Consider the following 20779-nt stretch of genomic DNA (forward strand, 5'->3'; position numbering starts at 1 on the left):
TATGTCCATTTCAACCCAAAAGTTAAGAAACATCTTCAAACTCACTAGAATTGAAAATGTAGAAATCAACAACGACGTACCCCATTTCGCACCTTGGTTACCACTTGCTCAAAAAGTAAAACCTGTGATCCCTTCTGCGATTGTATATTGCGAAGGTAATTTTGGTAAAATTGATGGTAAAACCGCTAATGGGTTAGTGAGACATTCGTTAAGCTATCGTATTCTATCGGTTATTGATAGTGAGTCTGCTGGCTTAGATGCTGGTGAAGTTCTTGATAACAAAGCCAATGGAATACCGATCCTTGCTAATGCTGAAGAAGCTATCATTCACGCAGAAAGCATTCCTGATTACTTCATTTTTGGCATTGCGCCATCAAGTGGCTTTTTATCTGACTTAGATAAAAGCATCATTTTAAATGCCATGTCACTAGGAATGAACATCGTAAATGGCTTACATGAATTCCTAACCGATGATCCTCTATTTTTAGAAGCCAGCTTAAAGAATAACGTTCGAATATTCGATACTCGCAAACCCAAAAATAAAGGCGAACTGAAAACGTTTAGCGGGAAAATACACAACGTTAAATGCCCGAGAATTGCTGTAATGGGGACGGATTGCGCGCTAGGAAAACGAACAACAGCAACAATATTGGCGAATGAACTGACTAAAAAAGGCCTTAACGTCGTTCTGATTGCCACTGGTCAAACAGGCATTATGCAGGGCGCACAATACTGCGTTGCACTCGATGCTGTTCCTTCACAATTTTGTGCCGGTGAGTTGGAATCTGTCATTGTACAGGCCTATGAAAAAGAAAATCCGGATCTGATTATTATTGAAGGGCAAGGAGCCTTGAGTCACCCTGCGTTTTCAACCAGCGCTTTTATCTTACGTGGCAGTTGTCCAACGGGTGTGATACTGCAACATGCCCCTAAACGTTTATATCGTAGTGATTTTCCTGATTGCTCAATGCCTTCGATTGCCTCAGAAATCAATCTTATCGAAACGTTTTCTAATACCAATGTTATTGGACTAACACTGAATCATGAAGATATGTCGTTGGATGAAACACGTTGTGCGATAGACACTTACACTACCGAATTTGGTTTACCGGTTACTGATGTCTTGTCACAGCCTGTTGAACATCTACTGCACATCGTAACGTCAGCCTTTCCTATAATAGCAAGTAAACTGGCCGAAAAAGGGTGAACTACCCTAGGTTAGACATCGATTGTGGGAAAGTTCATCATAACGCTCAGTTCCTGATTTCTCAGCTCTCACTGAAAAATATATCCGTTACGCCTGTAACAAAAGCCTTCCTCGGCCACCCTATCATCGCACAAGTTCTTATTGATGCTGGCGCAACAATGTTAGCCGATTCAAGAATCGAAAATCTTCAAAAGATGACTGAATCTGGCATTGCTATCCCTAAAATGCTGATACGTACACCCATGCTCAGTCAAGTGGCGAGCGTAATAAAATACAGTGATATGAGTTTAAACTCTGAAGTTGAAGTGATTCAGAGGCTTTCACATGCAGCGGAACAACAAAATTGCTGTCACGGTATCATTATTATGGTTGAGCTTGGCGATCTCAGAGAAGGTGTGATGCCAAATCGCGTGATTGATTTTATCCGAGAGATTATTTCTTTACCAAACATCACGATAAAAGGAATTGGTACGAATTTAGCCTGTCGGTATGGTGTCGCTCCAGATGATCAAAATATGAGTATTCTTTCTGTGCTTGCCGATGGAATTGAAGCTACATTTGGGGTCAGTCTAGAAATTATTTCAGGGGGTAATTCTGCTTCAGTTAACTGGGCTCTTCAGAGAACAGGCTTAACTCGAGTTAATAACCTTCGTATAGGAGAAGCCATTTTTTTAGGCTGTGAGCCTTTAGAGCACGAAAATATCAAAGGCTTACATACGGATGCGATTTCTTTGACCGCTGAAGTGATTGAATCCAAGACTAAACCGACTTTGCCTTGGGGGAGTCGGGGGTTAAATGCTTTTGGTGAAAAAGAAAACCTTCAAGATAGAGGGGAGGTCTCACAAGCTATTCTAGCATTAGGCCGCCAAGATGTTTGTGTCAGCGGGCTTAAGGCTCCGAATGGGATTAAGATCATGTCTTCAACCAGTGATCATCTTGTCCTTGAATCCTCACAGAAACCACTATTTGTAGGGGAAAAAGTCACATTCAGTTTAGATTACAGTGCGCTCTTATCTTCTATGTCTTCACGTTGTATCCATAAATATTTTAAGGCTCCTAAAGGGAGAAGAAAGGAAGAAGGAGCGCATAATGCTACGAACAACTGTAATTCTCTTCGTCAGTGTCATGCTTAACGGTTGTCAGATAAGCCCAATAAAATCTAATGGGCTTGCCGATTATAGAGCGACAGTTATTTCAAGCCAACTTCCACAAGAGTTAGGCTCAATCACACTCGTAAATACACAGTCAGAGGGCGATAGTGTCACTCTTGTTTTCGTAAAAAAGAAAACTTTGAATATGGACCGCTTAGTAGAAAAAGTCGGCGTTAGTTTTTGTGACAACATCGAAATAAGACCACTATTAGAGAGTGGGATCTCTTATCGAATCATTACCTTAGGAAAAAATGAGAAAGTAGAAAGCCTTAACGTCATTTCTCTAGCTAAGTGCTCTAATTGAATGCTTAGCAGTCGAATGGATAAAAGCCAATACGAGTTGTTCAATGTACTCAATGACACTATTTTATTGAGGTTTGACCGCCTTACACCTTGGGAAAAAAACTTTATCACAGAGTTACACCATAAGGTCGTAACTAGACAACTCATTTCAATTAAACAAAAACAGCTTGCTTTAAAAATTTCAATGAAAGCCTATAAATCAAAGAAGAAAAACGCGCGTTCCAACGTTTAATTTAAGCTCGTGTATACCTAATCTGTTCAAGGTCCTCTAAACCTTGGACAGATTAGTAGTATTTGCACTTAACGTATTGAAAATAATCAAGTGTAGCGGTGAATGGGTAACAACTTTCAAAGTAGCGGATTGTGTTATCTACCTTTGTTCACCTCATGGAGTGAGTGCCATACAAGTTAGGGTCCAATCCAAGAAGCCCATACCCTCATATAGTACGAATAGCTAATCTTTGGCTTTGAAAAGAAAATTGCTGGCATGTAGGAAGCCATCAAAACCCATTTCATTAGACTCTGTCGAGTTCTTGTCTTTTTCTCAAATTGGACTTCAATGTCTATTTTTTGCTGAATATTCTTAACATGGCTAAATATCCTATTTTGCGAAGAGACCTCGCAAGCCCTGAGGGAAAGCACATTACTCGCTCTAAGTTTGCTATCAATGGCTAAGTTGAGCAAGGCAAGTTGCGTCAAACTATTTTCAATTTCTAATCTGGTTCTGTTCCGCAAAATTTCCTCAATCCGAAAAGGTTTTTTGACGAAACAAGTTGTTTCGCAATAGGGCAAGAACCTCTTGCACAATTGAATCTGAGAGTTTGTCCAACAGGCTGTTGCCTAAATAAATCTCATGATGGTTTCATGCGTTCTAAACACGTCTTGGGGCAGAAACGAGTTGGTTAAGTCACCATCACGGGAGAGGCCTTTATCTAAATCACTATTGACCTGTCTACAACTTCACACTTTATAGTGGCTATATTGATTGAGAGGGGCGCTTTCTGTGTTCCCTCTAAAGTAAGTAGAGAGACACTATGAAACGTTTAATTCTAAACATCACACTTTTGGTATTCATGACGCTTAGTAGCATGAGTGCCATAGCTCATGATTCAACAGTTAAGTACGGTATTGCGATATCTCACGATGGTGAGCAAATTGCGTATGGCACTAGTGGGAGCGGGGAAACGGCGCTGATCTTCATTCACGGTTGGAGCTTAGACAGCAGGTTGTGGCAAAACCAAGTGAGTGAGTTTTCAAAACACTATCAAGTCATCACCATGGACTTAGCAGGGCACGGTAACTCATCGTTCAACCGCGAAGAGTACACCATGGTTGCATTCGCTGAAGACATCAAAGCAATCATCGAGAAAGAACAACTCGAATCCGTCATCTTAGTTGGGCATTCCATGGCTGGTGGCGTAATTGCAGAAGCCGCTAAACTAATGCCGAAAAGGGTGAAGGGCATTATTGGTGTCGATACATCGCAAAACGTCGCACTAGCGGTTTCACAAAGCGACCTAGATGCAATGACCAAACCGTTTGAAGCAGACTTCCAAGCGGGCATTACTATGTTCGTGAAAGACTCGTTACCAAAAGACATAGACGCGGATTTACTTTACTGGGTAACGCAAGACATGTCGTCAGCACCGCCAGCTATCGCGATAAACCAGTTTTGCCATTATCTAGGTCAATATGTGACAGGCGAAGCACACCGTGTGTATGAGAACGTGAACGTGCCAGTAATATTGGTTAACGCTCGCTTATGGCCAACCGATTCAGAAGCGAACAAGAAACACATCAAAGACTACAGCATTTACTACATTGAAGACTCAGGCCACTTCCCAATGCTTGAGCAACCACAGCAGTTCAACGCAACGTTGATGAAAGCAGTGAAGTCAGTGAAGTAGGGCGGTTGTAGTTGCTAAAAGATGGATGTAATCGTTGATATAAAAACCAAGGCCTCGCATGTGCGGGGCCTTAGTTTTTTAAGTTAAATCGATGGAGCCTGTCAATCTGATAGAGTCCATTATTTTTTGTCTTGAGATTCTTTATATTTTTTTGCAATCCACTCATGCAAATGAAGCCCCGTTTGACGCTTTAGGAATACACTGATACCAGCCAAAATTAACAGTCCAATTATTGTGCCCATAATCATCTCCACGTTTTGTCATTTTTAAATTCAGTTTAATCAATATGTTAGTGTTTTGATTAATCCATTGATTTCATCATTTTATCGATATTAAGCCCACCAAGATCCTCGAGGTTATTCTTAATCTCTTCATCGATTGATAGCTGGCGTTCCACTTTCTTTATTTCCTTCTCAAGAAATTTTTCAACTTCTTGAGATACATTGAACATTAGCCCTTGTTCACGCGCTGCTTTTCTCGCTCGTTTAAGACGAACATCTAAGTCTGATGAGATTTTGATGTTCAGTGATACTTTGGATTGTTTTTTCTGTAATGACATATCGACTCTCAACTTTATCTGAAAAATACTATAAACTTTTCTACCTTTTTAGCAAGAAATTTCGACATCGGCGGATTCAGAGGCGAACTGGAAATACATCAAGGATTACAGTATTTACTACATTGAAGACTCAAGCCACTTCCCAATGCTTGAGCAACCACAGCAGTTCAACACAATGCTGAAAAATGCGGTTAAGTCAGTGAAGTAGGGCGCTATAGTTGCTAAAAGATGGATGTAATAGTTGATAGATAAAACTAAGGCCTCGCGTGTGCGAGGCCTTTTGTGTTCCGATTAAAACCAAAGATTAATCGAGCTTAACGAAAGCTTGGGATAATCGCTGGGATTCCCGGTAGAAGGCCAACCAACGCCATCACACTTGTTAGCACAACGAACATAATGCCTGGCAGCACCCAACGGCTCATCTTGCTCAGTTCGCTACTACGTTCTTTACAACCAACTAAGCCTAAGTTATCTAACAGCATAGTGAGAGCCCAACCAAATGCAGGGTTAACGAGCGCTGAGGAAAATACAACAATCGCTGCTGATTGGGTGGTTTTCCCTTCACGCGTCATTTCCATTCCAGCTTCTAACAATGGAACGAATACACCAACAATCAGCGCTACACAAAGCACAGGTTGCCAGATAGCTAAATCCATCGGGTAGCCCCAAACTGCGGCGATGATACAGAACAGAGCCGTTAGCAAAGCACCCGCAGGAATAGGGCGTTTAGCAATCGCAGCTGGTACGATGTAAGTACCCCATGAAGACGTAAAGTTAGTACCACCAAGCAGAGAACCAAACGTTTGACGAATAGACGCTGTAGTCATGGTGTCGTCAATGTTCATGTGTACTTTTTCAGTACGTTCTGGGTAGCTGATCTTTTGGAATACTTGATGCCCTAAGAAATCTGGAGACCACATCGCTACCGCTAGAATCGCAAACGGCAATACCACCATGAAGTGCTCAATCGTTGGTAGACCTAGCATCCAGCCTGTATCTTCTCCCCACCAATACATAGGGTTCATGTTAGGTAAGCCTGGCTCAGTGTGGAAAGCGAATGGGGCACCCATGGCAAATGCAATCGTACCACCCAGCAAACAGCTAAGAGGTACAGCTAACCAACGCTTACGGAAGTGCTCCAAGAGCGCGTACAGAATGATGGTGCAAAAGATCACAACAAAAGCGATGTGGCTCATACCGATTCCTTCAGCCCAAGCGAATAGTTTTTTCACCTGAGAAGCGGTTCCCACAAAGCCGAGGTAGAGTAGCAAGCCGCCACACACGCCTTTACTGGTGAGGTTGGCCAGCATACTGCCACCTTTACTGATGGCTAAGAGTAAGCCAAAAGCGCCAATCAACAAGCCAAAGGCCATTGGGTGTCCGCCAGCCGCAACGACAATCGGAATTAAAGGAATGAGTGGACCGTGTGTACCGGCGAGGTTAGCGGTCGGCAATAGGAAGCCAGAGAAAATAATAATGAAAACAGAGGCGATGAGGAGTTCATAACGGACGTTTTCTAGAATAAAATCTTCATTTAACCCTAGAGCCCCTGCAAAGGTGGCAGCAATCGCGCCCACCATAACCACTTTACCAATGGTCGCCGCCATCGCTGGGATGGTGTCTTCTATCTCAAATCGATAATCTTTAAACGGCAAATTTGGACGCCAGCGCTTAGGCGACATGATTTGTAATTCGTGCTCTAGATACTGTTCTCGGGATTCAAACTCTGAACTTGGTTTGTGTTGTTGTTCATAGGAGAGCTCGTTCTCAATGGTTTGAGGCTTTTCTCTTGGTATATTTACGGACTCTAAAGTACTGCTCATTTTGATTCCTTTCGTTCACACTCTGAGGTGTGTTATTCCAACAAACGTTGTTGACTCACGGCATGAAGTGTAAACAATGCGTCAACCTATCATTAAAAATTCATTAACATTTAGTTGTTAGTACCTTATACCAAACCAAAAAAAACAAATAGACTCAGTCGGTTAGACATTAGTCGTAGAATCGGACGACTAGTATTAGACCCTTTAGGTAGTATATGTCTGTTTATTGGTAGGCTCTTAATTTCAGGAATAACAAAGTCACTTTCAACAACAAATGCTTCGACTTTAAAGGCCCAGAAAAAAGTCCAACGACTTACGTTTGGCTGCATGCTTGGTTACGTTCTGGTGTGATTTGATAGTGACATCTGGTCCGGTTTTATGTTGGATATATTGGGTAATAAGCAGGGGTAGGGATTGCCTCTAGTAGCTCAATTTCTCCTACGTTTGGCCCCTGATAGTGTTAGAATCTCCGCATCAGAATTATCGAGAAACTAGGTATTTATAAACAATGTTTATCCATCACGTAAACGGCATCGACTGGCTGGTGATTACAGCTTTTGAAGAACTGAAACCGATGTTTATCGAAGATGCTGGTCCCATCCCAGCTTACTTCTCTACCACCAGTGAATTGAGCCTGATTGATCAAGCCAAGCGTAGCTATGGATTTTTGCCTAAACTCCGCGGTGTGATCACTGATACCGGCACGTATCAAAGTGAAAATCTTGAAGAAGATTTGAACCCACAGCTAGCGTGTATCGTTGAAGGGCGAGGTCGGGTGTTTATTTATCACGGCGACTATGTGGCTTTTGTGGATGACGAGCAAACCTTCATTACCCGTATGGACTGATAGTGACTCAGTGAGTTGAGATCTGCGAATTGGTAAATCGGCGAGTTAGCTCCCCTAGAATTAAAAACTAAAGGATTAATACGATGGCAAAAACGGTCTCATTGGTACTTGGCAGTGGTGGCGCAAGAGGCTTGGTTCACGTTGGAATCATCCGTTGGTTAATCGAGCATGGCTATCAGATAAAATCCATCTCTGGCTGTTCAATTGGTGCACTTATCGGTGGTGTCTACGCTGCGGGCAAGTTGGATGAATTTGAAGAGTGGGTCACCAGTATCGACCAATCGGATATGGCGATGATGTTGGACTTTTCATGGCAATCGAGCGGGATGTTCAAAGGGGACAAGATCATCGACACACTACGTGAATTGATCGGCGAGATTTCAATTGAAGATCTGCCCATCCCTTATACCGCTGTCGCTGCCAACGTCGCCGATGAAAAAGAGGTTTGGCTGCAATCAGGCTCTCTGTTTGATGCCATTCGCGCTTCTATCTCTTTGCCATTGTTCTTCACTCCTCATGTTATTAATGGCGAAGCGCTGATTGATGGCGGTGTACTTAACCCTGTACCGATTGCGCCTACCTTTGGTGATAAGACAGACTTTACTCTGGCTGTGAATTTAGGCGGTGAACCTGAAACGCTTCAGCAAGAAGTGACACCGGTTTCCCTGCCAACAAAAGAGAGTAACCTGCATGAAAAGGTCGTTCACTTTATCGATAATCTTGGTAGCAGTGTAAAAAGCAAAATGAGCTTTAATTTTGCTGCCTACGACATTGCCAACCAAGCGTTTGATGCGATGCAATCGACCATTGCTCGCCAAAAACTGGCCGCTTATCCCGCCGATATTACGCTTGAGATCCCTCGTAATGCCTGTGGCACCTTAGAGTTTGATCGCTCACAAGAGATGATAGATAGAGGCTACCATTTGGCACAGGCTAAATTGGGCAATCGACTTTAATGTATTTGCTGCTGAATGAGAGTATTTATGGAAACTGAACTAAAAGAGCTTGAACTCCACGAGCTTATGGCAACAAAAGATGTCATCGTACTCACTAGCTCAGAAGAAGCTGCCGTATCTTGGCTGATAGAGTGCTATCAAGAGAGCGCTGATATTCAGGTTATCGAGAACGCACATCAGCTAGATACTGAAGCGGTTTTGGCGCAATGCCGAGACAGCCTGAGTGAAAGTAAAAAGGTTATCCTTGCCGCACAGTTTCGTAGCCAGTTGCCTATCATCAATATTGCTTCACTTTGTAATGAGAAGCGCAACTCATTGATCAATATTGAGTTGTCCGGCTGGGATGAAGAAAATCGCCTTCCTCATTCTTATAGCAGTTTCTAGGTTATAGCGGTTTCTAGTTAACAGCATTCTCTATATTGCAGCCGTTTTAGGTAGCAGACAATGTAAGAGCATCACTTCAAATGTCTGCCGCCATCAAGGTGCAAAGTTCTTCCTGTCATGTAGTGGCTAGCCAACACAAACTTGATGCCATCTATTATTTCCTCAAAGCCAGCTTCTGTGGGAATCAGAGCTTTCTTCAGAGCTTTGGTTTTGTATGCCTCATCGTCATGTTCATTGAACTTAATCATGGCTGGAGAGAGAGTATTTACTTTGACCTTGGGAGCCAGCATTGCTGAAAAAGACAGCGTCAGGTTGTTGAGTGCCGCTTTGCTGGCCGCGTAAGCGATGTGTTTTTTACTGCCTTTTTCTGCAACGTAATCACTGATGTGGATGATGTCTGAAGTTTTATCGCCAGACATCAGTTGGTCTTTGAGTGTTAAATTGAACAGATAAGGCACGGTAGCGTGGATCGTCATCATTTGGTGCATGATTTGTGATGCATTGTCACTGGGGGTTGTCTTGTTCTCAGGCTTCCAGTCGGAAGCGTTGTGTATGACGGCTCTGAGTGTCTTATATTCTTGACCAACATAATGAAGAAATTCTTCTAGGCTGCTTTGTTGATAAAAGTCGACTTGCTGCAAATCGGCTCCATTGTCGCGCAACAATTGCAGTTGAGGATAGTCGCTGCGGTAGGTGCCGACCACGTTGTATCCATCCGCTAAAAGTTGTTGCGCCAGTGCGAAGCCGAGTCTTTTTCCAACGCCGGTTATTAGAATCGTTTCACTCATCGTAAAAACTCAGCTCTGGTTTGAGGGTTAGTTTTGAAAATTCCACCGAGAGCGGTTGTTGAGGTTTCAGAGTTTGCATCCATGACGCCTCTGGATTTAACGCAATAATGAGTGGCTTTAATCGTCACGGCCACATTTTCTGTTTCGACTAGAGTCTGTATCGCGACTAGGATTTGCTGAGTAAGGCGTTCTTGCACTTGAGGGCGCTGGGCGAAGAATCGAACAATACGGTTGATTTTAGACAGCCCCAATATCTTGTTTTCAGGGATGTAGGCCACTTCCGCTAAACCATCGATGGTAATGAAGTGATGTTCGCACGTCGAAGTTAGATCTATGTCCGACACCTTAACCATTTCATCAACGGACATTTTGTTATCTATAACGCTGATTTTTGGGAAGTTATTGTAATCGAGCCCTGAGAAGATCTCATGTACGTACATCTTTGCAATACGATGGGGCGTTTCAGCAAGGCTATCATCAGTTAAATCGAGCCCAAGCGTACTGACCACTTCAGTTAACAGCCCTTTAATGCGGTTGTACTTTTGGTCGGGGTTCATTTCGCTCGCTGTCATTGGGGTTTCAAGTCCTTTAGCGAGTAAAGCTTCTCTTACTTTTTCGGCTTCTGTGTTTAGCATTGAGTCGCTCCTTATTAATTAGTTTTCGAGTTCTGCTTCATAGCTCAGGGTGAGCGAAACGGAATCAGCGAAGCGAAGAGCATGAGGCTTGTCAATTCTCACTTGGGCGTATCGTACCCATGGATGATCGATACAAATACCGAGTACGTCGCTGGTTAACTTTTCTAAAAGCAGAAACCTTCCTGATTCGACGTGTTGGATAATCTTCTTGCAGATGTTTTTGTAGTTAAGCGCATTGTCCACGTCATCAGAAAGACATAGATTGTTGGCGGGATAATGGATTTCTGCATTGATGACGATGTCTTGCTGCTTAGATTTTTCTTCTTCGTTGAAACCGATGAAGGTTCTGAGTCTCAGGTTTGTAATGGTGATAATGGCGTTGTGATTCATAACAGTGTCCAATCCTTAGAAAGTGAAGTCAGTTACGTGCTTGTTTTAAGAAAAGATCAGTAAAGCTCACGCGATTAAGAGTTAAGTCGTTCCTGTTGCAGTCATTCTTTTTCCAGTCATGTGCGGGCTAAGTGAAACTTAGCTCGAACGGGATGGGTTCGGTTTTCTGGCTTAACTGATCGAAGTTGTTCCAGAGTTGCTCAAAGGAGATGTCTAGCGTGGGGTGGGATTTTTTCGCGGCAATATCGACTAACGGCCTGAGCACAAATGCGTACTCAGTGATCTCGCCTCTAGGCAGCTCAACGCCATCGATAACGCCTACTTGATTGCCATAAAGCAGGATGTCGATATCCATCGTCCGTGAAGCATAGGCTTTGGTCTGACGCTTGCGATCATTCTCTGATTCTATTTGATGTAGAACCTTAACTAGCTCTGCGACAGGGAGGTCACATTCGAATCCAACGACCAAATTTAGGAAGTTATCCCCTTCGAAGCCGACAGGCTCGCAGTCGTAAAAATTAGAAATGTGCAGCGGTGCAAAGCGTTCATTCAATGCTTTGAGAGACTCAGTGATGTGGTGTTCGCGGTTAATGTTGCTTCCGATGCTGACATAGACGTTGGCCATAGTATTTCCTTCTTGTTAAGGAGCCTATACGTCCAACTCGCGATGAAGATCAGCTTTGCATCCTCTTAAAAACAGGAAGATAAAAGAAAATAGGGTTCTGCCGCAAATCGCCTCTGATAGTGATAGAATCTCCGCATTAGAATTATCGAGAATCTAGGTATTTATAAACAATGTTTATTCATCATGTTAACGGCATCGACTGGCTGGTAATTACAGCTTTTGAAGAACTGAAAACTATGTTTATCGAAGATGCTGGTCCAATCCCCTCTTGATTCTCGACCGCTAGTGAATTGAGCCTGATTGATCAAGCCAAGCGCAGCTATGGATTTTTACCTACACTCCGCGGTGTGATCACCGATACCGGTACGTATCAAAGTAAAGATCTTGAAGAAGATTTGAACCCACAGCTTGCGTGTATCGTTGAAGGGCGAGGTCGGTGTTTATTTATCACGGCGACTATGTGGCATTTGTCGATGACGAACAAACCTTCATTACCCGTATGGACTGAGAGTGATTCAGTGAGTTATGAGTTACCTTACTTTCCTTTTCAACCTACCAACCTTTGCCAAGGTAATTAATTGTTTACTACCTTGAGGAATGAGGCTATGTACCAATGCTAAACTGTACAAAACAGCATCAATGGAAGCGGTGAAGTAGGGGATCTGTAATTATTCGATGAATAAAACTTAAGCCTCGCACTCTCGATGCCCTTGTTCTTGTGGCGAGTAAGAAATAAGGCAATACCTTTTGGTTCTGGGCTCAAGATTTTGGACAATAGCAAACTCTATAATGCACACATTTTTTCTCTAGTCGCTATATATGATAGTTAAACCGCTCTAGATAGTTTCGGTTCAGTTATTTTTAGGATTACGCGCGCATTACAAACAGCTAAACCTAAAACTGTCGTTTAAATCCAAAGGTAAGATTAGGGTGCTAAATAGGTTGTCCCTAGATTCTTGGCATATTGCTGCTCTCTCATTGGGGTTGTTCACATACTTATCTAAGTACTCCGCTGTTAAAACGGGTTTTCCTTGATTAATAAAGGGCAGCAGTGCATCACATTCGTTGTACTCAAAACATTGTTCGTTAACAGCAAAGTCAAAGTACTCGACCAGTTCACTTATTTGGTCAAGGTCATTCTTTAATCCGACCGCAAGGCCTCTTTTATGCGCCTCGTTTGCAATAAATCGATTGTACGCGAGCTGATCTTGAGAAGTCAGATTGAACCCAGAGTTGTTGGTGTACCCATCCATATTATCAGGTTCAACACCATCACAACCTTTGTTCTTGGCAATATCCAGACGTTTTTTCATGATTGAATGAACGTTAGCCGAACGAATATCAAGCCAGCGTTCGTTGTCCCAGCCATCAAGTGTGTTTCCAAGCGTGTTTGGCAAGAAGAGTTCTCTATCATCTCGATAATCCTCATAAGAGCCTGCTGAAAAATAACACACCACTTTTATTCCTGATTGTTGTAAATTTTGTATTGTCGTATTTCTCGTATCAAAAAGGTCTACATCATAGAGAGCGACAGAGTAAGAGGTGTTTAAATTGCCTTCTAGCTGCCATTGCCACGTGACTGAAACAGGCGGGTGGTACCAAGAACCGGTTGTAATAGGGGCTACATTCGGTTCAAGAATAACTCGAGAGTTTGTATGATTAGACTGTTCTCCACCATCACTCGAATTACAGCCAGAAAGAATGACAGCACAAAGAAGAGTACTTAATAAGTATTTCACGATTATCTCCATTTGATTGTTTTGATGAATGTATTTTACAAATCAATCTGCATCAATGATTGTTTTTCTATTGGGTGATTTGTTACCAAGAAAGATTATTGATAAACCTCTACGAGAAAGAGGTTGGTGGGTTAGAGAGTTAGCGACTATGAAATTTAGATAAAAGGTAGTGCTGTTTATATTACATCAATAATACAGAGCAAACGACGGCTAGCTTGCTCTATCTATGGGTTTTATTTGGTTGAGGTAACGAGAAAGTGCCTCCACTAAGTCTGACTTAATCAGTGGTTTCGTTAACACTTCATTTGCACCTGCCTCAATAAAAGCTAGAGTTGATGTTTGCATGATATCGGCAGTCCAGCCAAAGATAACAAGGTCATCATGTCCAGCTTGTCGTATTTTTCGAACTGTTTCCAAACCATTCATTTCCGGCATATGGTTATCAATAATGAATAGGTTGAAACCACCTGATTCTAAGTGTGTTAAAGCCTCAAAGCCACTATTACAGGTAACGCACTCTACGTTTAATTTATCCAAGAATCCTTTGGCGATAATAAGGTTCATTTTATTGTCATCCGTCACAAGAATCTTAAATGGAGACAGATCGACTTGCTCTGTTATTGGATGCTTATCATCTTCGGCCTTAATTGATGGTAGGTTTATGACAAAGCTGAACTTGCTTCCTGTACCAAGTTCGCTTTGTACAGTAAGTTTGCCGTTCATCAAGGTCACAAGTTTATGGCAAATCGCCAACCCAAGTCCGGTCCCACCATAATGCCGAGTTGTTGAGACATCTGCTTGCTCAAACTCATTAAAGATTGAGCTCAGTCTTTCTGCTGGGATGCCGATGCCTGTGTCTTCGACCGTAAACTCCACCGCAGAGTATTCCAGGGGGGTGATACTGACAGTAATCGAACCACTTGCTGTAAACTTCAATGCGTTCCCAACTAAATTTAGAATGACTTGTCGGATCCGAACTGAATCACCGTTGTAGACAGAGGAGGTATTGCTGTTATCTAGCAAAGAAAACTCAATCCCTTTTTCTGAACATAAGGTTTGATAAGTGTTTAATACGGGGTTAGTGATGTCGCACATTTTGAATGAATGTGGATCAATTTCTAAACTGTCATTCTCAATTTTGGCTAAGTCTAGAATATCGTTAAGGATGGCAATTAAGTGCTCGCCTGAGTCGAGTGCTAACTGAAGAACTTCCCTTTGCTCAGCTTTTTCCAAGTCTTCAACCAACATCTGTAGAATACCCAGTAAGCCATTCATTGGAGTTCTAATTTCATGGCTCATTGTCGCCAAGAATAGTGATTTTGCATCATTTGCCTGACGCGCATTGTTTGCCTGTTCTTCTAATTCTTTTTCAAGCTGCTTAAATTCTGTGATATCACGTTCAATGGCAATGAAGCGTTCAACTTCACCTTTAACGTTGCGTAAAGGTACAATATCAATATCAATCCAATAGGGCGTTTTGTCGATCGCGTAATTCAATATTTCCGCTTTAACTTGGTTCCCCTGTTGAATCGCAGAACCTATTCGATTTGCTGTGCTAACAGAAGTCTCTTCACCTTGTAGAAATGAGCCTGGCCTTAACCCTTTGATGGAGTCTAAGCGATAACCTGTCATTCGTTCAAAAGCATTGTTTACCCACTCTATACGCCCCTTATTATCGGTTATCACAACGCCATCTCTGGCTGTCTTGACTACGGTGGCAAGAAGATGACTTTCACGTTCTTGCTCTGCTAATCGTTTGTTGGATTCCTCAAGGAGCTTTTTGGAGCCTGCCAATTCTTTGTGGGGATTAACGAACAATTTTTGCCCGATAAAAAACACTAAAATTGAACTGAGTGCTAAGACAATCAAAAGCCCATTTAACAGTTCCTTCTGTAAGCTTAACAGCTGATTGGTGACAAAAGAGCGGCTTATCCCTTGAGTTAATACTAAATCACCTTTCGTTAAAGCCGTTTTAGTCAATAGCCAGTCTTCTTCACTGTATTTATTTTTAATTGGTATGTGTGAATGATGGCCATGTGAGTCATCTTCTTCAATAAGAGATGCGATCGGTGAGCTTATTTGACTAAGCTCGTACCAACGCTCTCGTTTCGTGACAAACGAGCCAAAGAAATCATCATAATCGACAGCGGTTTCACCATATAGAACGCCTACGAAATCACTGCCTTGAAGTAACGGCATAAATAGCTTGAGACAAATGTGGTTGGCATCATCATGCAAAAGGTAAAGGATACGATCATCGACTTCCTGATTCGCTATCGCGCCAAAGATAGCTTGCTCTTGCTTTGATGCGGGATGACGAAATGTATCTTCAAACAACAGCTGACCGGTGCGGTCTCGCACGGCAAATTGCATTGATTGGTTCTGCCCTTTGAATCGCTCAAGGTGAAATGAGAGCCGTTCTATATTTGAGACCGACACTGCGTCGATGACCCCTTGGTATTGCGAAGCTAAAACAATGCGGTCTTCTGCAACCTCGAGATACTTTTCCATAAAAATTTTGGCAGACTCAAGCTCAAAGCTACTGTTACCGCTTTGCAGTTGTTTGACTGTCGATTGGCTGTGATTAGAGAGTACATAAAGTGAAATGCCGCCGTAGGTCAAAGACGTAAGCAAGAGAAAGAGTACAAGCAACACTTTGGGGCTAATTGAAGATAGCTTGGTCATGCTTAAATGACTTCCATGTTATTTTTCGGAGTTATATAAAAAATATAGGATAGATATCTTGTTTATGAGCTTGTTTATCCTTTTTGTCGAATAGACTGGGCGATGACTGGCCTCATTCTTATTGCCTTTGATTAGCCGAGATATTGCAAAACGTGCTTAGATATCTATGTTTAATATACGAATGTTAATACGAAAGGGGCATGTTAAACATGAATGCCACTCCCATTAAAGTCCTGTTTGTATGCGTGAAGAAAGGTGTAAGAGCGGCTATCGCTAAAGCGATGGTTGAGAAGCAATCCAACGGGATGATTCAAGCTAGCTGCTCTGGTTTTGAGACGGGAGAAACCCCTAAAGCTATCTTAGATGAGCTGTCTAGCGTGCTTGACCTTGTAATAAAGGGCGAAAGTAAGACAGTATTTGAATTCAAAAAGACCAATGAAAGATTCGATTACGTGATTACGCTTTGTGACCAATCGAGCAACGAGCAGTGCAACTTATTTGTCGGATGCGTCAACGTGGTTTGCTCTCACGTACCCCATAGGCTCCATTGGGCTATCCCAAATCTGGCGGCCGCCCTAGAGCTGTCAGGGAGCGAAAGGACCCAGTTTGTAAGAGGGGTTGTAGAACAAATAGATCTTAAAGTGGCGCAACTTGTGGCAATAGCACAAATAAACGGCTAAATGGTCTCTGAGTTTGGTTTAACGCGGATTTACTCACCTTACAGGTAATTTTGTTTTTGTCTTTACCTGCCCAAACGCGAAGCTGGATTCAATTGAAGCAATATTGGGCAGGCGAGTTAGTTGCTTGCGGATGAACTGCTCATAGCTTTTGAGTGACTCGCTCACTACATGCAATAGGTAGTCGTGATTGCCTGTCATCAGAAAGCACTCTAACACTTCATCTATCACTTCAATGTGTTGTTCAAAGTCGCGCATGTTCTCTTCAGTCGGCTTTTCAAGTTTTACCAATACAAACACATTCACAGGTAAGCCGCATGCTTCTTGGTCGACACTAGCGTGATAGCCGCGAATAATCCCTTGCTTCTCTAATGCTCGAACTCGGCGCAAACAAGGAGAGGGAGAAAGTGCCACTCGATCGGCCAACTCTTGATTCGTCAGCCGAGCGTTGTTTTGCAGTTCAGCCAGTATTTTCTTGTCGATCTCGTCCATTGGCATAATCCATCAATATAGAATTCAGTTTGGCAATATTATTGCTCAAAGTGTATGTCTTACTTCGCAAATAGCAATTTTTAACATCTGCACAAAACTAAAATTAAAGGAGGAACAACAAGCATGGAATGACTTAGGAACTATGAATACTTCAACTCAACTTAGCCCGCTGCGGAAAACAACCAAACACGAACAAGCAGAAGCCCTGGCCATTGAGCAGGCAAAACATTTTGGTATCGACCCAAACAGTGATTACGGCGTCACGCTGATTGAACTGGCGACCACGCTGTACCAAGCCAATACCAAAACACACGACCTTTGGGCACTGACCGTCGACGGCCTTTCAGAGCTCGACAAGAGTGACCGAATTGCTTGGTTTAACGCGAAACGTTTCTTGTCATTCCAGATCGCTAAGATCCTCGACAACCTGCAAAACCCCATGCGTGCCACTTACCAATCCATTGCGACCAACAATGGTAATTTTGCCTCTAAAGGCGCGTATCCTATCTTCGATAATGTGGCTGCTATCTTCTCGGCAAGCCCGGTTATTACGCGCACCGCGACCTATTTGTTTGCGTGTACCGAATGGATTGAAGATGCGTTCAACGGTAAAGAGCCGCTGCACGATATCTATTCTCGACTGCTTAACCCAACATCGATTTCATTGGCTAACCACATGGTTGATATTGAGGCCGGCTCTAGAGCCAACGAATACCTCGCGTGGAACTTTAACTCCGGCATGGCGGCCATTGATGGGTTGTTGAGCCACTTGCTTGGGCATGAGGACATTGTATTGGCTTCACGTAACATCTACGGCGGTTCGTACCAACTGCTGGAAGATTGGTTTGGCAAGCCGTCGAATCTGAATATCGCGATAGAGTGGGTGGATGGTTACTCAGGAGATGAGTTTGCGACTCGCCTTGATGAGGTTGCCGAAAAATACGCAGGTCGCCTCGCCGCGGGTAAGAAGATCTACGTTTACCTTGAGTCACCGTGTAACCCGCATGGATACGTGTTGGATGTTGCTAGCATCAGTAAAGCTGGTCACGTTCGTGGTTGGGATGTGATTGTTGACTCGACAGTCGGCACTCCATTGTTGCACCCAGTACTAAAACGCGATGATGTGATGGAAAGACCAGATTATGTGATTCACTCCTACACCAAAGAACTGGCGGGTTCTGGCACCACAACCGCTGGGGTTGTGATTGGCCGCAATGAGACTATGTTTGTGCCGAAAGGAGAGGAGGTCACTTTCACCAAGCCTAACGGCGATGTGGCCATCATTCCATGGAACGAAACGCTGTTTTGGAATGTGTATTACATTAAAGGCGCATTCTTAGATGCAGACAAAGCGTTTGAAGTGCTCAATGGCATGAAAACCTATGAGATGCGTGTGGTGCAAAAAACCATTAATACACTGACTCTCGCAAAGATCTTTGATGCTCACCCAGACATCAATGTGTCGTGTCCTGCTTTGCCAGACAGCGATAACTATGAACACTGCCAGAATAACATGTACTTAGGATTACCTGCGGCGCTTTTCACAATCGATATGGAAGGTAATGGCAATCGTGCACCAATCAATCGTGATGGGTTTAAACAGTTCTTCGACATGCTTGAGCCCGCAATCGGGATGCAAGTGAGCTTAGGGCAAACCAATACGGTAGCGCTGTGCCCAGCATTGACCACGCATTCAGAGCTGAGCGATGAGGCACTCAATGAAGCGGGCATCAAACCGACCACAATGCGTATCTCGATTGGGTTGGAAGATCCTCGCATGTTCATTGCTCATATTATCGAGGCCGCTAAATTGTCGATTGACCGTAAACACGCAGACTTCTCATCGAGCTTCCCGAGTAACGACCGTATCGATGAAATCTATATGCAAACTTATATGGATGTACACCAGAGGTTTGTGAAGAACTTGCCGAAGTTTAGTCAGCTCACTCAGTAAATAAAAAAACACCCTGCTGACTTATTAATCGGCAGGGTGCTTATCTCTAACCAATTTCTTAGTCCTTGGTCTGATGACCAGTCTTCTTGGCGAATTTTTGCATAGCCTCAGCAAAGGTTGTTGTTCCGCCCTTCGCTTTAACTTGAACGACTTTATAACCTAGTTTTTCCAGTGCTTGGCGCTCTGCTAAAACCGCTTTATCGTCTGGCAGACTACCCTGTACAGGCTGATGAATGTAGCACCCTTCTAGTTGACCATCTTCGACCAGTTGGTGGTGTTTCAGTGCATTGATATCAAAATTCATAGTCAGTCTTTTCGTTTAAATGGAGAGTCTCTGTGGCAAAGGCCGCAAGTCTTTATAATTCTATGGTTTGTACCATACGGCATTTTAACTATAAGAAGCTAGTGTAAATACAGTAATCCAATGGAATACAGTCGGGCACGTCTTACTTTCTTGAATCTCTTATTGATTCTAGAAAAAGGGGGTAACTGAATGCGACCTTTAAAGTGCAGTGTAGATTGAGCAATAGAGAGCGTTTTAGCCTAATAGCCGATTAAGTATCTTGTTTTTTTGCTGCCTCTAAATACCATCTTCATTATTTTCGCACAGAAAACGGATGTGACTACAATTCCGCTGCAGATTCCTATGTAGAGAGTAATGTTAAAGTCGCTTTTCACGGTGCCGCCGAAGTATTTAGCGTCTGCGATTTCGAGGATCAGTAGCAACCAAGGGTGGATGAAAAATATCGCAAAGCTTGTATCTAACCATTTGGATTTAAAACTCAATTTTTCAAGCGCGCCGTAAAGTAAAAAGATGAGGGCAATCTTTTGAATAAAAACCACATCTATCCCATCATACTCAAAAAAGGGCTTATGTGAGTTGCCATTGATGCCAGTGTAACTTTGATAAAAAGAGAGTATTACAACAACGAATAACAATAAAAGTAACGTTTTATTATCTAGGTACTGACTTACTTTATCTTTATTCATACACACACTAATTCCGATCAAATATATAGGCGTAAAATACACTAGAGACTGGAGTGGATTAGTCCCTTCAACAGCACGATGTATAAACAGAGAGAGTATCGAAAGGGAACAAATAATAATAAGCTGGAATTTTGGGGCGGATTTGATAAAAAGCATGTGCATAGGAGCAGTTAAAAAGCACAGAAGAACAAAGGGGATATACCAATAAGCAGTGAGGAAATGCCCCGTTAACATGTACTTTAATGCGGTGGTGGCATCTGAATCTGATGGCTGAAACAGTACGCCATTGCGATACGCACTTTCCGGATCAACCATGTACTCAACAGGATTAAAGTAGCCCGAATTAAGTAAATAGTAAGCGAGAACAGCGATGCTCCCAAGAAGCAAGTAAGGCACACCTACATTTTTAAACTTTCCCTTAATGAACTTACTGTAACCATAGCGAGGGTAGAATACGTGGTAAAACATATAACCTGATATAAAAACAAAGAGCGACGTGCCTCCTGTTATTATGTTTTTTAGAACATTTCCAATCTCACCTGTACTTGATAACCCGTAAGTGTACGAATGTCCCATGACGATTAGAATGATGGTAATCCCTCTAAAATTACTTATTGATTGTAGAAACATATAAATTTCTCTTTTTGTGTTGGCGTCGAATTACCCC

At 42.7% G+C, this 20779-nt stretch carries 22 protein-coding genes and 3 pseudogenes; 12 read left to right on the forward strand and 13 right to left on the reverse strand.

Annotated features, from left to right (window positions below; genetic code table 11):
* Window position 1 precedes the first annotated feature (1 nt).
* The 4 genes from BCU34_RS04860 to BCU34_RS04875 are packed head-to-tail and all read left to right on the forward strand — an operon-like array spanning window position 2 to window position 2893.
* Window positions 2-1207, forward strand: a complete 1206-nt coding sequence (locus tag BCU34_RS04860) for a DUF1611 domain-containing protein (protein WP_016790224.1) — start codon at window positions 2-4, stop codon at window positions 1205-1207.
* A complete protein-coding gene (locus BCU34_RS04865; protein ID WP_102479181.1) occupies window positions 1204-2340 on the forward strand; it encodes an alanine/ornithine racemase family PLP-dependent enzyme in 1137 nt (378 codons plus the stop codon). Before BCU34_RS04860 ends, BCU34_RS04865 begins: the two co-directional genes overlap by 4 nt.
* Window positions 2297-2662: a type II secretion system pilot lipoprotein GspS-beta gene (gspS2, locus tag BCU34_RS04870; RefSeq protein WP_102479180.1), complete on the forward strand. Its 366-nt coding sequence runs from the start codon at window positions 2297-2299 to the stop codon at window positions 2660-2662. The genes BCU34_RS04865 and gspS2 overlap by 44 nt, the downstream gene beginning before the upstream one ends.
* Window positions 2663-2893, forward strand: coding sequence for a hypothetical protein (locus BCU34_RS04875; protein ID WP_004735670.1), 231 nt, complete (start codon window positions 2663-2665; stop codon window positions 2891-2893). It begins immediately after the preceding gene.
* A gap of 151 nt (window positions 2894-3044) precedes the next feature.
* On the opposite strand, the pseudogene BCU34_RS04880 reads toward BCU34_RS04875, so the two are convergent.
* Window positions 3045-3453 (reverse strand): annotated as a pseudogene (locus BCU34_RS04880) (integrase); the annotation flags it as partial.
* A gap of 242 nt (window positions 3454-3695) precedes the next feature.
* On the opposite strand from BCU34_RS04880, the gene BCU34_RS04885 reads away from it, so the two are divergent.
* Window positions 3696-4568, forward strand: coding sequence for an alpha/beta fold hydrolase (locus tag BCU34_RS04885; protein ID WP_102479179.1), 873 nt, complete (start codon window positions 3696-3698; stop codon window positions 4566-4568).
* Between the two features lie 119 nt (window positions 4569-4687).
* On the opposite strand, the gene BCU34_RS04890 is transcribed toward BCU34_RS04885, so the two are convergent.
* Window positions 4688-4810, reverse strand: a complete 123-nt coding sequence (locus BCU34_RS04890; protein WP_258183960.1) for a hypothetical protein — start codon at window positions 4808-4810, stop codon at window positions 4688-4690.
* 59 nt (window positions 4811-4869) lie between these two features.
* A complete protein-coding gene (locus BCU34_RS04895) occupies window positions 4870-5127 on the reverse strand; it encodes a hypothetical protein (RefSeq protein ID WP_017085640.1) in 258 nt (85 codons plus the stop codon).
* Between the two features lie 73 nt (window positions 5128-5200).
* Here BCU34_RS04895 and BCU34_RS04900 point away from each other — a divergent pair.
* Window positions 5201-5335 (forward strand): annotated as a pseudogene (locus tag BCU34_RS04900) (alpha/beta fold hydrolase); the annotation flags it as partial.
* A gap of 106 nt (window positions 5336-5441) precedes the next feature.
* Here BCU34_RS04900 and BCU34_RS04905 read toward each other — a convergent pair.
* Window positions 5442-6950, reverse strand: coding sequence for a DUF3360 domain-containing protein (locus BCU34_RS04905; RefSeq protein WP_102479178.1), 1509 nt, complete (start codon window positions 6948-6950; stop codon window positions 5442-5444).
* Window positions 6951-7458: 508 nt separating this feature from the next.
* On the opposite strand from BCU34_RS04905, the gene BCU34_RS04910 reads away from it, so the two are divergent.
* The 3 genes from BCU34_RS04910 to BCU34_RS04920 all read left to right on the forward strand — a co-directional run bounded on the left by BCU34_RS04910 (window position 7459) and on the right by BCU34_RS04920 (window position 9137).
* A complete protein-coding gene (locus BCU34_RS04910) occupies window positions 7459-7797 on the forward strand; it encodes a hypothetical protein (protein WP_004734781.1) in 339 nt (112 codons plus the stop codon).
* Window positions 7798-7880: 83 nt separating this feature from the next.
* Window positions 7881-8753, forward strand: a complete 873-nt coding sequence (locus BCU34_RS04915; RefSeq protein ID WP_102479177.1) for a patatin-like phospholipase family protein — start codon at window positions 7881-7883, stop codon at window positions 8751-8753.
* A 15-nt stretch (window positions 8754-8768) separates the two neighbouring features.
* A complete protein-coding gene (locus tag BCU34_RS04920; protein WP_102479176.1) occupies window positions 8769-9137 on the forward strand; it encodes a hypothetical protein in 369 nt (122 codons plus the stop codon).
* A gap of 71 nt (window positions 9138-9208) precedes the next feature.
* On the opposite strand, the gene folM is transcribed toward BCU34_RS04920, so the two are convergent.
* The 4 genes from folM to folK all read right to left on the reverse strand — a co-directional run bounded on the left by folM (window position 9209) and on the right by folK (window position 11575).
* The gene (folM, locus tag BCU34_RS04925) at window positions 9209-9925 is read right to left on the reverse strand and encodes a dihydromonapterin reductase (RefSeq protein WP_102479175.1); all 717 of its coding nucleotides are present in this window, start codon (window positions 9923-9925) and stop codon (window positions 9209-9211) included.
* Window positions 9922-10560, reverse strand: coding sequence for a GTP cyclohydrolase I FolE (gene folE, locus BCU34_RS04930; RefSeq protein ID WP_102431301.1), 639 nt, complete (start codon window positions 10558-10560; stop codon window positions 9922-9924). The genes folM and folE overlap by 4 nt, the downstream gene beginning before the upstream one ends.
* Before the next feature lie 18 nt (window positions 10561-10578).
* The gene (gene folX, locus BCU34_RS04935; protein WP_048664833.1) at window positions 10579-10950 is read right to left on the reverse strand and encodes a dihydroneopterin triphosphate 2'-epimerase; all 372 of its coding nucleotides are present in this window, start codon (window positions 10948-10950) and stop codon (window positions 10579-10581) included.
* A gap of 127 nt (window positions 10951-11077) precedes the next feature.
* Entirely contained in the window at window positions 11078-11575 is a 498-nt protein-coding gene (folK, locus tag BCU34_RS04940) for a 2-amino-4-hydroxy-6-hydroxymethyldihydropteridine diphosphokinase (protein WP_048668616.1), read from the reverse strand.
* 170 nt (window positions 11576-11745) lie between these two features.
* Here folK and BCU34_RS04945 point away from each other — a divergent pair.
* A pseudogene (locus BCU34_RS04945) lies at window positions 11746-12083 on the forward strand (cytosolic protein).
* A gap of 370 nt (window positions 12084-12453) precedes the next feature.
* On the opposite strand, the gene BCU34_RS04950 reads toward BCU34_RS04945, so the two are convergent.
* On the reverse strand, window positions 12454-13314 hold the full coding sequence (locus BCU34_RS04950; protein ID WP_198592782.1) for an endo alpha-1,4 polygalactosaminidase: 861 nt from the start codon (window positions 13312-13314) through the stop codon (window positions 12454-12456).
* Between the two features lie 210 nt (window positions 13315-13524).
* Window positions 13525-15999, reverse strand: a complete 2475-nt coding sequence (locus tag BCU34_RS04955) for a PAS domain-containing hybrid sensor histidine kinase/response regulator (RefSeq protein WP_102479173.1) — start codon at window positions 15997-15999, stop codon at window positions 13525-13527.
* A gap of 209 nt (window positions 16000-16208) precedes the next feature.
* On the opposite strand from BCU34_RS04955, the gene BCU34_RS04960 reads away from it, so the two are divergent.
* Entirely contained in the window at window positions 16209-16679 is a 471-nt protein-coding gene (locus tag BCU34_RS04960) for a hypothetical protein (protein WP_102479172.1), read from the forward strand.
* Window positions 16680-16712: 33 nt separating this feature from the next.
* On the opposite strand, the gene BCU34_RS04965 is transcribed toward BCU34_RS04960, so the two are convergent.
* Window positions 16713-17168 carry an Lrp/AsnC family transcriptional regulator gene (locus BCU34_RS04965; RefSeq protein ID WP_050634531.1) on the reverse strand — a complete coding sequence of 152 codons (456 nt, stop codon included), beginning with the start codon at window positions 17166-17168 and terminating at the stop codon, window positions 16713-16715.
* Window positions 17169-17310: 142 nt separating this feature from the next.
* Between BCU34_RS04965 and BCU34_RS04970 the strand changes: the two genes are divergently transcribed.
* The gene (locus BCU34_RS04970) at window positions 17311-19122 is read left to right on the forward strand and encodes a PLP-dependent transferase (protein WP_102479171.1); all 1812 of its coding nucleotides are present in this window, start codon (window positions 17311-17313) and stop codon (window positions 19120-19122) included.
* A gap of 58 nt (window positions 19123-19180) precedes the next feature.
* Here the strand turns inward: BCU34_RS04970 and BCU34_RS04975 are convergent, their stop codons facing one another.
* Window positions 19181-19426, reverse strand: a complete 246-nt coding sequence (locus BCU34_RS04975; protein WP_048658464.1) for a hypothetical protein — start codon at window positions 19424-19426, stop codon at window positions 19181-19183.
* 239 nt (window positions 19427-19665) lie between these two features.
* On the reverse strand, window positions 19666-20742 hold the full coding sequence (locus BCU34_RS04980; RefSeq protein WP_107899279.1) for an acyltransferase family protein: 1077 nt from the start codon (window positions 20740-20742) through the stop codon (window positions 19666-19668).
* Between the last annotated feature and the right edge of the window lie 37 nt (window positions 20743-20779).

It is taken from the genome of Vibrio sp. 10N.286.45.E10 (assembly GCF_002874195.2).
GTDB classification, from domain to species: Bacteria; Pseudomonadota; Gammaproteobacteria; order Enterobacterales; family Vibrionaceae; genus Vibrio; species Vibrio crassostreae.

Coding starts and splice junctions, on each gene's coding strand:
- folM (WP_102479175.1), bottom strand. CDS start 9,925: ATGAGTGAAACGATTCTAATAACCGGCGTTGGAAAAAGACTCGGCTTC.
- BCU34_RS04975 (WP_048658464.1), bottom strand. CDS start 19,426: ATGAATTTTGATATCAATGCACTGAAACACCACCAACTGGTCGAAGAT.
- BCU34_RS04910 (WP_004734781.1), top strand. CDS start 7,459: ATGTTTATCCATCACGTAAACGGCATCGACTGGCTGGTGATTACAGCT.
- BCU34_RS04890 (WP_258183960.1), bottom strand. CDS start 4,810: ATGGGCACAATAATTGGACTGTTAATTTTGGCTGGTATCAGTGTATTC.
- gspS2 (WP_102479180.1), top strand. CDS start 2,297: ATGCTACGAACAACTGTAATTCTCTTCGTCAGTGTCATGCTTAACGGT.
- BCU34_RS04860 (WP_016790224.1), top strand. CDS start 2: ATGTCCATTTCAACCCAAAAGTTAAGAAACATCTTCAAACTCACTAGA.
- BCU34_RS04920 (WP_102479176.1), top strand. CDS start 8,769: ATGAGAGTATTTATGGAAACTGAACTAAAAGAGCTTGAACTCCACGAG.
- BCU34_RS04960 (WP_102479172.1), top strand. CDS start 16,209: ATGAATGCCACTCCCATTAAAGTCCTGTTTGTATGCGTGAAGAAAGGT.
- folK (WP_048668616.1), bottom strand. CDS start 11,575: ATGGCCAACGTCTATGTCAGCATCGGAAGCAACATTAACCGCGAACAC.
- folE (WP_102431301.1), bottom strand. CDS start 10,560: ATGCTAAACACAGAAGCCGAAAAAGTAAGAGAAGCTTTACTCGCTAAA.
- BCU34_RS04895 (WP_017085640.1), bottom strand. CDS start 5,127: ATGTCATTACAGAAAAAACAATCCAAAGTATCACTGAACATCAAAATC.
- BCU34_RS04955 (WP_102479173.1), bottom strand. CDS start 15,999: ATGACCAAGCTATCTTCAATTAGCCCCAAAGTGTTGCTTGTACTCTTT.
- BCU34_RS04915 (WP_102479177.1), top strand. CDS start 7,881: ATGGCAAAAACGGTCTCATTGGTACTTGGCAGTGGTGGCGCAAGAGGC.
- BCU34_RS04885 (WP_102479179.1), top strand. CDS start 3,696: ATGAAACGTTTAATTCTAAACATCACACTTTTGGTATTCATGACGCTT.
- folX (WP_048664833.1), bottom strand. CDS start 10,950: ATGAATCACAACGCCATTATCACCATTACAAACCTGAGACTCAGAACC.
- BCU34_RS04980 (WP_107899279.1), bottom strand. CDS start 20,742: ATGTTTCTACAATCAATAAGTAATTTTAGAGGGATTACCATCATTCTA.
- BCU34_RS04965 (WP_050634531.1), bottom strand. CDS start 17,168: ATGGACGAGATCGACAAGAAAATACTGGCTGAACTGCAAAACAACGCT.
- BCU34_RS04905 (WP_102479178.1), bottom strand. CDS start 6,950: ATGAGCAGTACTTTAGAGTCCGTAAATATACCAAGAGAAAAGCCTCAA.
- BCU34_RS04970 (WP_102479171.1), top strand. CDS start 17,311: ATGAATACTTCAACTCAACTTAGCCCGCTGCGGAAAACAACCAAACAC.
- BCU34_RS04875 (WP_004735670.1), top strand. CDS start 2,663: ATGCTTAGCAGTCGAATGGATAAAAGCCAATACGAGTTGTTCAATGTA.